Annotated in this window: 2 protein-coding genes; one reads left to right on the forward strand and one right to left on the reverse strand. The window is 34.3% G+C overall.

Translation table 11 applies throughout. From position 1 onward, the window contains the following. A partial coding sequence (locus tag V7068_RS22380; RefSeq protein WP_499714623.1) for a VTT domain-containing protein occupies positions 1-371 on the reverse strand: 371 nt, incomplete at its 3' end. A 110-nt stretch (positions 372-481) separates the two neighbouring features. Here V7068_RS22380 and V7068_RS22385 point away from each other — a divergent pair. After that, on the forward strand, positions 482-873 hold a 392-nt coding region (locus tag V7068_RS22385; RefSeq protein WP_499714624.1), incomplete at its 3' end, for a class I SAM-dependent methyltransferase.

Below are 873 nucleotides of genomic sequence, written 5' to 3' on the forward strand. Positions count from 1 at the left end.
CTTAAGGCTGCACCGAGGTTAATCAATCCAGACGGGATAAAAGGTACTAGTCGAAAGGCTAGAACGAATATAAACGCCTCTTTTCCTGTTGAAGCTGTCAGTTTATTTAAATATTTTGACTGGGCAGGCAGGGATTGTTCCACGTGTCGAATCCCTTTTCTATATAAGAGAAAGCTGACTGCAGCGCCTGCACATTCCCCGATATAAGAAATAAGCATGCCTGCTTCAAATCCAAAAAAAGTGATATTAAGAGCGGTCAAAAAAATACTAGGTATGACACCGAATATACTTATTACAATATTAATGAAAATACTAATAATAATTGAAAAAGGTCCTGCTTGAGAAAACCAATTTAAAATGAATTCTTTCATGTGTTAATCCTTCCTACATTATAATTACCTCCNNATTAAACATTTCTCCTTTTATTCCTATAAAAAAATCGATATCATTATAGCTATATGAATGGAATAGGGGTAAAGCGATGAAAGAACAGTACTATGATGAATTGCTGAACATTAAAACGGGAGGAGAACAGAAGGTTTTCAATAAGTCCTTGCATTATCATCGCTATGAGCCAACGCCCTATAGCGCGCTCGAACAATTATTTAAGCAATATGAATTAACGAGTAGTGACCAAGTCGTAGATTTTGGCTGTGGAAAAGGAAGATTAATTTTTTATATCAATTATTTATTTAATGCTTCTGTTGTCGGAATTGAGATGAATAAAACCTTTTATCAGGAAGCTATGGATAATCGAAATAGTTATGTGAAGAAAATGAAAAAGAGCAGTCACTGTATTCAATTCCACTGTTGTTTAGCGGAGAAGTATACGATTGATTCATTAGACAACCGATTTTATTTTTTTAACCCATT

Origin of the sequence: Bacillus sp. JJ634, from assembly GCF_036962285.1 — a bacterium.
Lineage (GTDB): Bacteria > Bacillota > Bacilli > Bacillales > DSM-1321 > Peribacillus > Peribacillus asahii_A.